7 protein-coding genes are annotated in these 13,407 nt (G+C 56.3%); 6 read left to right on the plus strand and 1 reads right to left on the minus strand.

The window, feature by feature from the left end; genetic code table 11:
* Window positions 1–107: 107 nt before the first annotated feature.
* Window positions 108–5,387: a DUF4011 domain-containing protein gene (locus M6689_RS04935; protein ID WP_298268540.1), complete on the minus strand. Its 5,280-nt coding sequence runs from the start codon at window positions 5,385–5,387 to the stop codon at window positions 108–110.
* A gap of 439 nt (window positions 5,388–5,826) precedes the next feature.
* Here M6689_RS04935 and M6689_RS04940 point away from each other — a divergent pair, with 439 nt between their 5' ends.
* Genes M6689_RS04940 through M6689_RS04965 form a run of 6 tightly spaced genes read left to right on the plus strand, consistent with a single transcriptional unit; the run spans window position 5,827 to window position 13,396 of the window.
* Window positions 5,827–7,374: a class I SAM-dependent DNA methyltransferase gene (locus M6689_RS04940; RefSeq protein WP_298268543.1), complete on the plus strand. Its 1,548-nt coding sequence runs from the start codon at window positions 5,827–5,829 to the stop codon at window positions 7,372–7,374.
* Complete coding sequence (locus M6689_RS04945) at window positions 7,371–8,549, plus strand: restriction endonuclease subunit S (RefSeq protein WP_298268545.1); 1,179 nt, start codon at window positions 7,371–7,373, stop codon at window positions 8,547–8,549. The genes M6689_RS04940 and M6689_RS04945 overlap by 4 nt, the downstream gene beginning before the upstream one ends.
* A gap of 1 nt (window position 8,550) precedes the next feature.
* The gene (locus tag M6689_RS04950; protein WP_298268547.1) at window positions 8,551–9,348 is read left to right on the plus strand and encodes a TIGR02391 family protein; all 798 of its coding nucleotides are present in this window, start codon (window positions 8,551–8,553) and stop codon (window positions 9,346–9,348) included.
* A 46-nt stretch (window positions 9,349–9,394) separates the two neighbouring features.
* Window positions 9,395–11,209: a DUF262 domain-containing protein gene (locus M6689_RS04955; protein WP_298268549.1), complete on the plus strand. Its 1,815-nt coding sequence runs from the start codon at window positions 9,395–9,397 to the stop codon at window positions 11,207–11,209.
* Between the two features lie 3 nt (window positions 11,210–11,212).
* Window positions 11,213–11,698, plus strand: coding sequence for a hypothetical protein (locus M6689_RS04960; protein ID WP_298268552.1), 486 nt, complete (start codon window positions 11,213–11,215; stop codon window positions 11,696–11,698).
* Window positions 11,699–11,746: 48 nt separating this feature from the next.
* The gene (locus tag M6689_RS04965) at window positions 11,747–13,396 is read left to right on the plus strand and encodes an ATP-binding protein (protein ID WP_298268554.1); all 1,650 of its coding nucleotides are present in this window, start codon (window positions 11,747–11,749) and stop codon (window positions 13,394–13,396) included.
* Window positions 13,397–13,407 lie beyond the last annotated feature (11 nt).

Raw genomic sequence — 13,407 nt, forward strand, 5'->3', positions numbered from 1 at the left:
CAGAATGAGAGGCGTGTAGTATGGTGCTCCATCCGTTTCCTCCTGGTTTCCCAGCGTAATATACGGGAAGCCGAAGAGGATGTCCAGCATTTATTTATCGCAGGGGATCAAGCTCCGTCAAAAACGGGTAATGCTCCCATCGTCTGTCGGGCCGATTCGATGGCCGCCTCGATCCGGGCCAACTCCTCGGCCGGCTTTTCCCACCAGTCGGTGGACCAAACTCGATGGATAGTCCAGCCAAGACCGATCAGGATGCTTTCCCGCAACTTGTCCCGGTCCCGGGCTGTCTTGGATCGATGGTAGTTCGCCCCGTCGCACTCTATCCCCAGCAGGTAACGCCCCGGCCGTTCCGGATCGACAATGCCGAGATCGATCCGATACCCGGAGCAGCCGACTTGTGGATACACGGTATACCCCTTGTCCCGTAGGGCATCACAGACCTGGACCTCGAAGGGGGATTCGCACTCTCCTTCACCTTCTGACGAGCGACGCTCAGCAATAGCTACCGGGCCACGTTCGGCATAATCGAGGAAGCATTTGAGGTCGGCCACCCCCTGCGATCTGGTCTTAGAGAGGTCGATATGTTCGGCACGGAGGGTGGAAAAGACGATCACTTCCTGACGCGCCCTAGTGATGGCAACATTGAGACGCCGTTCACCGCCATCGCGGTTCATGGGGCCGAAGTTCATCGAGACCCGTCCCGTGGCATCGGGACCGTAGCAGATGGAGAAGAGGATCACATCCCGCTCGTCTCCCTGGACGTTTTCCAGGTTCTTGATAAAGAGCGGCTCGACCGCTCCGTCGGCGAAGTATTGCTCGATCTCCGGATTCTGCCGGCGTGCCTCCTCCAGCAGATCGTCGATAAGCTGCTGTTGGGCCTGGCTGAAGGTGACAATGCCTATGCTGAACTTGGCTTGCAGAGGATCGAGCAGCCTGTTCAACACCTCGCTCACGACTGCTGTGGCCTCGGCCCGATTGGTCCGGCTCTTGCCCTTGTCATATTCACCAGTGACAGGGCGGAACGATACCCCCAGCTCCTGGTGGGGCGAAGGGAAAGTAAGCAGCCGGTTGCCGTAATAATGGTAATTACTGAAGGCGATCAGACTTTCATGACGGCTGCGATAATGCCAGTTGAGATGTCTCTCGGGAAGCTGGGCAGCAATGCAGTCGTCAAGGATGCTTTCCAGATCATCCACAATACCGTCATCCGCGTCGGCGCCATCATCACTATCTGCCCGCGAGAAGAAGTTGGTAGGCGGCAGCTGTTTCGGGTCGCCTACGATAATTGCCTCCTTGCCGCGAGCAATGGCGCCGACGGCATCCCAGACCGGAATCTGCGAGGCTTCGTCGAAAACGACAATGTCAAAGGCTGAATGGCTTGGGTCGAGGTATTGAGCAACGGAAATCGGACTCATCAGCAAGCAGGGCTTCAACCGCGGGAGCAGGTTGGGAATTTTCTGGATCAGGGCTCGAACGGGCAGATGGCCGACTTTTCGCTGCAGCTGATGGCGAAGAAGTCCCATCTCGGAGTTAGGGTTATTCGCCTGCCCTTTGGGAAGCTTTGCGGCAACACGCATCTGAATTTCTTTTCTCGTCAACAGGGTGTACTTATCGTCAATTTTCTTGAATTGCCGGATCTTATCCTCGAAGGCACTGCTGAAGAACCCGCACAGGGCAGGTTCAGCGCCGATGATGGCATCGCACCACCACTGGTAATAACCTCTTGTAAATGTTTCCTGAAGCTTCTCCGTCGCCAGACCTTGAGTCTCATAGGCGTCGATCAACGGTTGCAGATTGAGCGAAAGCGCCTCCCTACGCACCGACCGCCAGTAGCACCATGCTTTCAGGCCATTCAGCTGCTGTTGCCACAGGATGCAGCGCTCCTGGAGAGCGGTCAGATAGTCACTGGCTGCGGATGATCCCCAGGCGGTTTGCGGATCGAGTACCAGCATCGACGTCAGGGCGCTTTCAACCTTTGTGAAATGCTCGAATGTTTCAATATATGCCTGAAGGCGCTGGCCGATCGGACCTTCATTGCTGAGCTGCTCCCGCCCTTCTGCTATCAGGTTTGCCCATTTCGTGCGGAACTGAATGGTCCGCTCAAAGTCGATACCAGCCACGCGGGATGCCACCTTACGCAGGGATTCCGTCCGCTCGATGTAGTCTCCAACGGCATTCCAATCGGCCTCCCCACCTTGCCAATAGACGCCCAGAATCCCTTCGGCGCGGGCCGCGGCCTGATTGATGAACTGCTCTTCCTGCCTCAAGGCCAGAGCCTGTTCAATGTCGGCGGGGATCTCCGTATTCTGGGGGCTATGCTCAGGGCGGGCGACAGTGCCGAGGGTCTTACGCACCTTGCGGCAGCCGAACCAGCGTGGCAAAAACCACGATTTCTGGGCTACCGACCACTGCTGGAGCAGCCCATCAAGATCCATGGCAAGGATACCGGGGTTGAACCGTTTGTAGAGCCTTTCCCTCTGCTGATTCCGTTGCAGGCCGTGGGCCGCGATTTCCTGAATCGTCGCCTTGAGCGGTTCCCAGTCGGAGGACGACAGGAGTGCCGGCGGAACGGATGGGCAGTTAAGCAGTGCCGCTGCAATTCCGGCCAGGTTGTCGAAATCCTGGCGGCTCCAGGGGCTTTGCGTCATGCCAACGATGGACGAGATTTTGCCGGCTGCCTCTTCCAGGGCCGGAGCGGCACTCCGCAGTTCCTCCACGGTGCGCTCAACGGAATTGCGAAACTCAGGTGTCCAAGTTTCACATGCGGCTGGTGCCCAGGCGTTGGTCGCCGGATGGCCGATTTGTGCGCCCGCCAGTTGCAGCTGGCGTACCGTTTCGCGAAGGGCATTCAACTGCTGGCGATCAATGTGGGCCGAGGAAGGCCAGACGAATTTAACGAGAGCAATATCACGGTGGCCGATGAGTTGGGAGATGCCGTGAAAGATCGACTCCCCGGATTCGCGAACCGCATGCAGGGCCGATACAAAGGCGTTCAACTCCTTGCGGGTTGCCGCAAGTTTTTGCGCCTCCGCCAGCCATTCTTCCGCTGAGTGGCCGACGTGGGCGTTCAGCGCCTGTTCAAGCTGGCCCAGCACCCCTTTTTTGTGGCTTTTGTTGGAATGCAGCTCCAGGCAGAACGGCCCCAGGCCGGACTCCGTCAGGCGACGGTGGACAACCTCCAGGGCGGCCCGCTTTTCAGAAACGAACAGGACCGTTTTCCCCAGTGCCAGATTGTGGGCGATGATGTTGGTGATGGTCTGGGATTTGCCGGTTCCAGGCGGACCATGGAGTACAAAGCTTTTTCCGGCAGCCGACGCGTGAACAGCAGCGAGCTGTGACGAATCGGAACTGAGCGGACAGAAAGTCTCTTCCGGGCTGTGTGTCTCATCCAGACGGTCGGGATCAGGAAAGACGCCATCATCGGGGTACACCTCTGACGGGGTGTGAATCAGGTGCTTGACGATGGCGTTTTTCTGTAGGTCATCGGCACGGATCTCAAGGTCGCGCCACATGAGGAACTTGGTGAACGAGAAATGGCCGATATAGGCGGATTCAAGAACCTCCCAGCGGTCGATGTCGACAACGGCTTCCCTGAATTTCCGGAGTATCAGCGGAACATCGATACCATGTTCATCCATGGGGATCGGGTCGAGGCCGGGAATCGACAGTTCAAAATCCGTAGCCAGATGGGCCAACAGGGTGACGTTGACCATAGGTTCATCATCACCCTGTTTGATGCTGAACCCCTCCTGAACGGAACGGCGCTCGATCTCAAGAGGTATCATGATTATCGGGGCCAGCCGACGTTTAGGGGATGTGGTTGTCTCGTACCATGAGAGAAACCCAAGGGCCAGATAAAGCGTGTTGGCTCCGTTCTCTTCAATGCTCAGCTTTGCTTCCCGGTAAATTTCCAACAGACGTCGGTTGATCTCTGCTTCGGTTTCATCCGCGTGGAGCCGGCGCGCAACCAATTCCTCCCGGAGCATCTCGTCCAGGGACTCTTTCCCCGTCCGGCTGCGGTGGACATCGGCATTGCGGGAGTTGTTCTCGCCCAAATCTCCAAGCCTGGGGAATATTTTGAATGTCTTCCCATCCGCCAGGGCATCTTCCAGTGAACCTAGGTCGGGACAAAGAATAGGCAGGTTCTTTTTGGAATCCCGGAAGTTCAACTGCCGGTTATTCAGGGTAAGGTCGAGAAGTTTCCGTTTCCAGCGGTCAAGGCGGGTTGCCGGAGTCTCGACAACGGCTTCCGGCTGCTTCTCATGCTGGGTAACGAAGGTCGGGAGATTGATTGTTGGTGCAGCCGCGGGATCAGACGCGTTTTCCGTGGCCGCCTCAGATGGGGCCGAAGCAGGTTCAATGCGCAGCGGCAGGGGGCGAATTCGGCTCTTTCTCGCCCGACGTATATCGAGCACGCACCGAAACGCCGATTCGTTCTCAAGGTGCTTCGAGGCTTCTTTCACCGCCTGCTCGAATGGAACAGTTGGTTCATTGGTGAGGAGCGTGGTTTCAAAAAGTGTTATCTGGCCCAGCTCAACCCGCTTGCGTAGCCGCAACAGGTCATCGGTAGCCACGTCGGCAAAGGTCTCATCTTCCAACCATACACCGACGAAGGCGTGCCCGGCGGTGATGACCACAAGGGAATGGAGCCCGGCCTGCTCCAGACAGGAAGCAGCGAGGACGGTAAGATCAAGACAGGTGGCCAGCCTGCTATCCAGTATCCGATCCGGCAGGCGGATCTTCTGGCCGGTTTCTTCAAAGCTTGCCGGCGGATTGATATAGCGGATGTTGCGCTGTTGGAGCGCCGCATAGACGGCAGCTGCGGTAAGGGCAACACGCTGAGGATCACGGGACTGGTAACCGGAGATTGCGGAGTTCCCCGTCCAAGTGCCAAGAATGCCCGCGACATCCGAAAGCACAGATTCCACCATGGGATGGTTGGGGGTCACGAATGCCGCAAGGATTTCAGGGATTGATTGAAGACCGTTCCATTCGTCGTAAGCCAGCACATCTATCCTCTGGCTGGACGTGCTCAATACGGCATTATCCTGCGAGACTTCCACGAGAAGAGAGCCGGCAACCCGTTCAGTTAGGCGGGCAAGGAAATCGTGGGACAGCGGTAGATCAATAACCCCAAGGTTGAATGTCTCACCGGGGTTAACAGCAGTGACCCGGCCTTCCCACGAGGCGGCGAAGGCGGGTTCAGTGGTGATTCGGACGTTCAGATCACGCAGGGCGGCATCGGTTCCGTTGCGAATCCGCAGGGCCTTTACCACCGGCACGTCATTCTGCTGCATCGCGTAATTGACGGTCCGGTCATAGTCCAAATCGACGGAAATCGTCTTGCTACCCTCGTCCGGATTCGTTTCTTGGTCCGCTCCTTCCATCACAATCCTCCCTCGATCACCATGAATCTCTCTATTGGATGGCAACCGTCGTTGACGTCATCCAGCAAGATACAAAAAAACCGCTTAATCAGCCCAAACGCTGATCCAAGCGGCTTTAGAGTAATATCTGGTCTTTCCCGGAAAACATTCGATCACTCCAGAAGGCTTTCAATGCACAGCATTCAGCGGTTCGCTTGCAGTTAATGAGAAGAACGAGTGTCGCCGGACAAATATCGCTTTCTTATCGCACAGATACGCCATTAAGTCAATGAATCTCATTCTGTCTTGCCTCTAATGTCGCGCATGATGGGGATGGCGCGGGGACGGACGTCAAACAACTGGAAAAACCTCTTGAAATCTGTTATGTTTTGACGATTTTCAACAACTGACCTCCGGCTCGAATTCCAAGCGTCGACAATAGAGAGGCTTGAAGATAAATATGCTTACCGGCGACATCCGCAGTCAAATAAACTCCATCTGGGACGCCTTCTGGTCCGGCGGGATATCCAACCCCCTGGAAGTCATGGAGCAGATCACTTACCTGCTCTTCCTGCGTCGTCTCGACGACCTGCACACTCTTGAGGAGAACAAGTCGGCCCGGTTGAAGCGTCCCATGGAGCGGCGCATTTTCCCGGAAGGAAACGACGACCACCCGCGCAAGCCACGCCCCTATGAGGACCTGCGCTGGTCACGTTTCAAGCACTTCGCCCCGAAGGAGATGTTCTCCGTGGTTGGCGAGCATGTCTTTCCGTTCCTCCGCAACCTGGGGGGCGACGATTCCACCTATGCCCACCACATGAAGGACGCCCGCTTCACCATCCCTACTCCAGCGCTGCTGGCCAAGGTGGTGGATCTCTTGGACAAGGTGCCGATGGAGGAGCGGGATACCAAGGGGGACCTCTACGAGTACATGCTTGGCAAGATCGCCACTGCTGGGCAGAACGGCCAGTTCCGCACCCCGCGCCACATAATCCGGTTGATGGTCGAGTTGACCGCCCCGCAGCCTAGCGATGTAATCTGCGACCCGGCCTGCGGCACGGCCGGTTTCCTCGTGGCTGCCGGCGAATACCTGCGGGAGCGCCACCCGGCCATACTCCACGACGTCAAGCAGAAGGAGCACTTCCACCACCGAATGTTCCACGGTTTCGATTTCGACAATACCATGCTCCGGATCGGCAGCATGAACATGCTCCTGCACGGGGTGGAGAACCCGGACATCCGCTACCGCGACTCCCTGGCCCAGGACCATGCCGGCGAAGAGGAGAAGTACACCCTGGTTCTGGCCAATCCTCCCTTTGCCGGGTCGCTTGATTACGAGAACACCGCCAAGGACCTCTTGCAGATCGTCAAGACCAAGAAGACTGAACTCCTCTTCCTTGCTCTGTTCCTGCGATTACTGAAGCCGGGCGGCCGGGCTGCGGTCATCGTCCCGGACGGCGTCCTCTTCGGCTCGTCCAAGGCGCACAAGGAGCTGCGGCGAATTCTGGTGGAGGAGCAGAAGCTCGATGCGGTGATCTCGCTTCCCGGCGGCGTGTTCAAGCCATATGCCGGCGTCTCCACCGGCATTCTCGTCTTCACCAAGACCAATTCCGGCGGCACAGATCATGTCTGGTTCTACGACGTGACCGCCGACGGATGGAGCCTGGATGACAAGAGGACGCCGCTCCTACCCGAGGAGAAGCTCGGCCCAGTACCCACCGCTACCCTGTCGCAGGAAGACCACGACCGGAACAACCTGCCTGATCTTCTCGCCCGTTGGTCGCAACGGGACAATGAGGAGAAGAAACGTCCCCGCACCGCCCAGAGCTTCTGCGTGTCCAAAGCCGACATCGCCGCTCAGGGGTATGATCTCTCCCTCAACCGTTACAAGGAAGTGGTGCATGAAGAGGTTGAATGCCGCAATCCGAAGGTTATTCTTGCTGGCTTAGCGAAGCTGGAGGAAGAGATTCAGAAGGGGATGAAGGAACTTGAAGGGTTATTGGGATGAGTGGGTGGAAGGCAGTCGCCATTGGGGATTTGGTTAGCAGTGCCAAGACATGGAATCCTATGCGCTCTGCGATGGATGACGTCTTTAGCTACATCGACCTGAGTGCCGTTGATCAGGACGCCAAGACCATTGTCGGTGCGCGTGAAATTGTCTGTGGGGACGCGCCGAGTCGTGCCCGTCAACTCGTAGAGAAAGGCGATGTTCTTGTCTCGACAGTGCGTCCCAACCTGAATGGCGTGGCACGAGTGCCTGAAGAGCTCGATGGAGCAACTGCTTCAACAGGCTTCTGTGTCCTTCGACCACGTAATCACTCTATCGACGGTGCCTACCTGTTTCAGTGGGTAAAATCGCCGATGTTCATAAGCGACATGGTGAGGAAAGCGACTGGAGCAAGCTATCCTGCTGTTTCGGATCGAATTGTCGCTGAATCAAGAATTCCTCTTCCAGTCTTGCCCGAGCAACGGCGGATTGCCGAAATTCTGGACAAAGCCGAGGATCTCAGGACAAAGCGCCGCGTCGCTCTTGGACAGCTCGATACCCTCAACCAGTCCATTTTCCTGGAGCTGTTCGGAGATCCGGTGGCGAATCCGAAAGGGTGGGCAAAACGAGCTTTCGGTGAAATCTGCGAGTCACGTCTTGGTAAGATGCTCGACCAGAAACAACAGACTGGCAAGCACTTACATCCATACCTTCGAAATGCAAACGTTCAGTGGTTTCACTTCGATCTTAGTGAAGTGTACGAGATGGATTTCGATTCAACGGCCCGTGACGAGTTTCGCCTGAGAGATGGTGATTTGCTCATATGTGAAGGAGGAGAACCAGGGCGTGCTGCAATTTGGAGAAGTCAGCTTCCCGAATGTTATTATCAGAAGGCATTGCACCGAGCTCGTCCTCGCGAGGGGCAGGCAAACTCTGAATATCTTGCTTGGCTTCTCTGGTTTCTCTCAAACCGAGGCGGGCTTGGAGACCATGTGACGGCTGCAACAATAGCTCACTTGACTGGCGAAAAGCTGAAAGCTATGCGAATTCCTCTCCCGCCGTTCCCTCTGCAACAGGAATTCGCTCGCCGTGTAGTGGCCGTTGATAAACTGAAAACGGCCCACCTCGCCGCACTGGCAGAATTGGATGCGCTTTTCGCTTCCCTCCAGCATCGAGCCTTCAGAGGGGAGTTATAATATGGCAGGTTTTCCCGTCTTTCCAGAAGGACAAATTGAGGCGCTGGCTCGCGTTCTCGGTGAATGCGGGTCAGGGACTGATATTTCGCGGGTTCTGCACGATCGTGGCATGATCGACAATTCAGGCGAATCTACCAAGTGGCGACGTCTGTATTCGATTTTTCTCGACTGTCAGCGCCTGGATGGTTGTGCAAATCGGGTCGTGGACTTCATTCAATCTTTTCTGATACCCTCGCGATTCGTTGGGCGGATTCAAGAGTTCGAGCAGCGACGGCTAGAGCTGAACACCATCCTTGCTTTTCCCGGGCTGGAATACGGGAAAGATGGCAAGTTCCGTCATTGCAATGCTGTGCAGACTCTTGATGAAGCCGAACAAAGAGTCCAAACGCTGCGGGCCAAGTTCCAGGGAAGGCGTATTCACCCCGAAGTGCTGAAATACTGCCGTGCCGAGCTGCTCCACGACAACTACTTTCATGCCGTTTTCGAAGCATCCAAGGGCCTGGCCCAGCGGATTCGCGAGATGTCCGGGATACACACCGATGGAGCTGCCCTTGTCGATCGGGTCTTTTCGATAGAGCGGCCGGTTGTGGCGTTTAATACCCTGCAAACCGAGACGGAGAAGTCAGAGCACAAGGGGTTTGCTTCGCTTCTGAAGGGTTGCTTTGCCGCCGTCCGCAATCCATTGGCGCATGAACCGAAGGTACTTTGGCAAGGCGAAGACGATGCTGCTGACTACCTCTCCCTGATCTCGCTCCTGCATCGAAAGCTGGATGAATGTGTGCCTACAGGACTGGCATGAATTTGAGATGAAGTAGCTATTGTCCTTTCAGGAGGGAACTATAGCGATGCAACAGCAAAATATACCGATCAGCACCTTGGTGGACATGTATAAGCGTGGGGAGCTTCGGTTGCCGGAGATCCAACGTCATTATGTTTGGCAGGGCACACGGGTTCGCGATCTGCTGGATTCCCTCTATCGAGGGTATCCTAGCGGCTCCATCCTGGTCTGGGAAACCGATGAGCCCATACCTACGCGCGACTTTGCCATTGCTCAGGATACAACCGCCTTTGCCGGGCGCAAACTGCTTCTTGATGGGCAGCAGCGGCTAACTTCCTTGACGGCTGTACTAAATGGCGAGGCGGTCACGGTTCGAGGACGAAAACGCCCCATCGACATATTGTTCAACTTGGAGCACCCGGAGGGCCCGCCGACAGAAGTGGTCGAGGTGGAGAGTGATGAGGTTTCACCACTTATCCCTGACGATGAGTTGGAAGATACAGACCAGTCTGATGAGGCAGATGACAACGAGCAAGGGCTTTTGGAACGCCTGAAGCGCCGTACCTTTGTGGTGGCAAGCAAGAACCTGCTCGCACAGCCGAACTGGGTGTCTGTAAGCGAGGTTTTCAAATCAAGCGACACCACAATTCTGGAAAAGGCAGGAATTGAGTCGTTTAAGGATCCCCGTTACCAGAAGTACAGCGACCGTCTGAATAAGCTGCGCCAGATCAGGAACTACCAGTATGTGGTGCATGTTCTTGAACGCGAGATGGATTATGAGGAGGTCACAGAGATTTTCGTTCGGGTCAATTCGCTGGGTGCCAAATTACGCTCCTCAGATTTGGCCTTGGCCCAGATGACCTCCCGCTGGCCAAACCTGCTCAAGAAGCTGGAAGAGTTTCAGGATGAGTGCGAGAGAGTCTGGTTTACCATCGACCTGGGCCAACTGGTCAGGAGCATCGTGGTCTTTGCCACCAAACAGTGCCTATTCCGCACCGTTGCCTCCACGCCGATTGAGCGCCTGAAAGCGGGGTGGGAGGAGGCAAAGGAAGGTTTGCGCTTTGCCGTTAATTTTCTGCGTACCAACGCAGGTATTGAAGATGAGACCCTCTTGTCTTCTCCCATGTTTATCCACGCACTGGCTGCGGTCAGCCGGGTTAAAGACAACAGGCTCACCCAGGCTGAACAGCAATCTCTCCTTCATTGGCTGCTGATTGCCAATGCCCGGGGCCGATATTCACGTGGTTCAACTGAGACACTCCTGAACGAAGACCTGGCCATCATCTTCCGTAGCGGTGACATTTCGGCTCTGCTCGAACCGGTAGAACGGCAGTTTGGGCGGCTGCACATTGAAGCAAATGACTTGGCAAGCCGTGGCGCCAACAGCCCCCTCTTCTCGCTTTCCTATCTCGCATTGAAGGACAATGGCGCCAAGGACTGGTTCAGCGGGCTGGGATTGTCGCTTACCCATCAAGGGAAGATGCACTTCATCCAGTGGCATCACATTTTCCCGAAGTCTCTCCTCAAGGAGCGCGGTTTTGAAACTGGCGAGATTAACGAAATTGCCAATATGGCATTCATCACAGGCCAGACCAACCGCCGAATCAGCAATAAGCCGCCGGTTGAATATCTGCCGGACATCGTGAGCAAACAAGGGCAAAAAACGCTAGAGGCTCAATTTGTTCCCTGCAATATGGATATGTTGCAGCTCGATAACTATCGACAATTCCTCAAGGCACGACGCGAGGCGCTAGCCGGGTGCATGAATAGCTTCATCAAGCGTAAAGCTGGGTTATCAATTCGAACAAGGTATCCCTCTGACACGGATGCATCACTCACTTCGCAACTGCCCGACTTTGTGCCTTCCGGTGAGGGGTTGTGATTCATGAAATGGACAAGCCAACATGACTCTACTCCTCAGTCCGCTCGACTTCCTGACACGGCTGAAATTGTCGCCAATCTTTGGTATGTGATGGATAATCAGGGTTTCATTTACAGCCTTCGAATCAAGCCCTATGTTTGCGGAGGCTCAGATGAAGTAAAACTGGCTTTCCTAAAGAGTCGTGCATATCTGGACTATCTGATAGCCCGTCCATTTTCAGTGCCGCAACGCTTTTGTACCACAATTGTCGAAGGCGATGGGAGTGAAACGACGTACGCTGTCATCCACCACGACGACGCCATTCGATTAGGGGGCATCGATCAGCTCTTTTTCGAAGGTTTGGATGAGTTGCAGAAAGACCTGCCCGCCCAGACGGAATTGAAGATCCCCGAATCCCCTTTGATAAAGGTGACGGCTTTGACTGTCGATGAAAACGGGAAGATCGTCCCGTGCGATGCCCTGCGCGGCCAAGATAGCTTATCTACATAATGATTATGAACTGCAGATGGACATCCTCCGCATTCAGGGAGCATCCGTATGAGCCTTACTCATACAACTTACGAACAACTCCAACATTGGCTGGCTGAACCCGAAGGAACCAACATCGAGTTCAAGGAAGCCAAGCAAAACTACCACTTCGAGAAGCTGGTGGACTATTGCGTGGCGCTGGCCAACGAAGGTGGCGGCAAGGTCATCTTGGGGGCGACCGACCGGCGGCCACGCCAAATTGTCGGCACTGCCGCTTTTGCCGAGCCGGGCCGGACAGAGGCGGGCTTGCATGACCGGCTTACGCACCGCATCCCGGTGGAGGAAATGTTGACTCCCGAGGGCCGCGTGCTGATAGTGCATGTTCCTGGAAGGCTGTCTGGCACTGCCTGGCAGATAAACGGCCGCTACCTGAAACGGGCCGGCGATGACCTGGCGGCAATGACCGATGCCGAGTTGCGGGCCATCTTCGCGGAAACAGGACCGGACTTTTCCGCCGAGACATGTCCCGGCGCCACACTGGCCGATTTGTCTTCGGAAGCGATTGCCGCATTCCGTCAGCGTTGGGCGAAGAAAACCCGCGACGAGCGCAAAGATAACTGGACCGACGTTGAGACGCTGACCAACGCCGAATTGCTCGTGGATGGGCAAATCACCTATGCCGCCCTGATCCTGTTCGGCACCCGGTCCGCCTTGGGGCGCTGGCTGGCGCAGGCGGAGCTGGTTTTTGAGTATCGCTCCTCCGAGGCGTCCGGACCGGCGGCGGACCGCGAGGAATATCGGGAGGGTTTCTTCCTCTGGCAGGACGCCATCTGGAACAAGATCAATCTGCGCAACGACCGCCAGAGCTACCAGGACGGGCTGTTCCGGATGGACCTCCCCACGTTCGACGAAGTGGCGGTGCGCGAGGCCCTGTTGAACGCGGTTGCGCATCGTGACTACCGTCTTGGCGGCTCTGTCTTCGTTCGACAATATGCCCGCCGCCTGGAAGTGGTCAGTCCGGGCGGCTTCCCTACAGGGATCACCGCCGAAAACATCCTCGATCAGCAGAACCCGCGCAATCGCCGGCTGGCCGAAGCCTTGGCCAAGTGCGGGCTGATCGAGCGGTCCGGGCAGGGGATGAACCTGATCTTCGAGACCGCCATACGCCAGGGGAAGCCGCTGCCAAGCTTCACCGGCACCTCCGCTCACGAGGTGCGGCTCACCCTGGAAGGGATGGTGAAGAGCACCGCCTTTGTGCGCTTCATGGAGCGGCTCGGCGAGGAGACGCTACGGTCGTTTTCCACCTGCGATTTCCTCGCGCTCGACTATCTACACCGGGAACAACCGCTGACCGAGCATCTGAAGGGCCGCCTTCCTGGTCTGATCGAAGCGGGCGCCGTCGAGACAGTCGGACACGGCAAGGGTACCCGTTACCTCCTCTCCCAGCGGCTGTATGCAGCACTTGGGGCAAAAGGGGTGTATACCCGCAAGAAAGGTCTGGATCGAGAGACGAACAAGGCCCTGCTCCTTAAGCATATCAAGGACAATGCGGCTTCCGGTTCCCGCATGGAAGAATTGCGGCAGGTGTTGCCGTCACTTTCTCGAAGCCAGATCCAGGTGCTCCTGCGCGAGCTGGTGAAGGCCCAGGCCGTCCACAGCGTCGGGGCGACCAGGGGAGCACGGTGGTATCCCGGTCCTGAACGAAAAGATTGCAACTAATACGCGGAAAT

The sequence above is a fragment of the Geobacter sp. genome (assembly GCF_027327745.1).
Lineage (GTDB): Bacteria > Desulfobacterota > Desulfuromonadia > Geobacterales > Geobacteraceae > Geobacter.